The organism is Rhizobacter sp. P1_G5 (genome assembly GCF_056405435.1).
In genome coordinates this window covers 1-970 of the sequence record NZ_JBFUCB010001082.1, presented here as the reverse complement: position 1 = coordinate 970, position 970 = coordinate 1, and the positions used below count along the sequence as shown (strand labels likewise).

General features: G+C 71.8%; 1 protein-coding gene. It reads left to right on the top strand.

All coding sequences use genetic code 11. The annotated features are described in order from the left end of the window. The first annotated feature begins 212 nt into the window (after positions 1 to 212). The gene (locus AC1D12_RS34160; RefSeq protein WP_477845499.1) at positions 213 to 929 is read left to right on the top strand and encodes a pseudouridine synthase; all 717 of its coding nucleotides are present in this window, start codon (positions 213 to 215) and stop codon (positions 927 to 929) included. Positions 930 to 970 lie beyond the last annotated feature (41 nt).

Genomic DNA, 970 nt, shown 5'->3' with positions numbered 1-970 from the left:
CGTCGGGCCCGTCCGGGCCGTCGGGGCCGCGCGACACGTCCTCGCGCAACCCGAGCCCGCGCCACGGCGCCCAGCGCGACAACGCCCCGCGCAACACCGCCTTCGGCAACAGCCGCCCYGCCCCGCAACGCCCCAACCCGCGCTTCGAGCGCGACGACGACGAACCCGTTTACCACGCCGAGCAGCCCGGCAGCCTGCGCCTGTCCAAGCGCATGAGCGAACTCGGCATCGCGTCGCGCCGCGAGGCCGACGAGTGGATCCCGAAGGGCTGGGTGCGCGTCGACGGCCAGGTCGTCAAGGAACTCGGCTCGCGCGTGATGCCCGGCCAGCGCATCACCGTCGATGCCCAGGCCCGCCACCAGCAGGCGCAACGCGTCACGGTGCTGATCAACAAGCCGGTCGGCTACGTCAGCGGCCAGGCGGAAGACGGCTACGAGCCGGCCTATGTGCTCGTGAAGCCCGAGAACCAGTGGCACGACGACAACTCCGGCACCCGCTTCCTGCACACCCACCTGCGCGGCCTCGCGCCGGCCGGGCGGCTCGACATCGACTCGGTCGGCCTGCTGGTGCTGACGCAGGACGGCCGCGTCGCCAAGCAGCTGATCGGCGAGAACAGCGAGATCGAGAAGGAATACCTGGTGCGCGTGCAGCGCCCCGACGGCACGCGCCTGCCCGACAGCGAACTCGCGCTGCTGAACCACGGCCTCGAGCTCGACGGCGRGGCGCTGCGCCCGGCCCAGGTGGAATGGGTCAACGACGACCAGCTGCGCTTCGTGCTGCGCGAAGGCAAGAAGCGCCAGATCCGGCGCATGTGCGAGGCGGTCGGGCTGGAAGTGCTGGGCCTCAAGCGCGTGCGCATCGGCCGCGTGATGCTGGGTGACCTGCCGCCCGGGCAGTGGCGCTACCTGCGGCCGGACGAGGCGTTCTGAGCCTGTCGATGGCGGGCTCGTTGCCGTACACCGAACTGGCG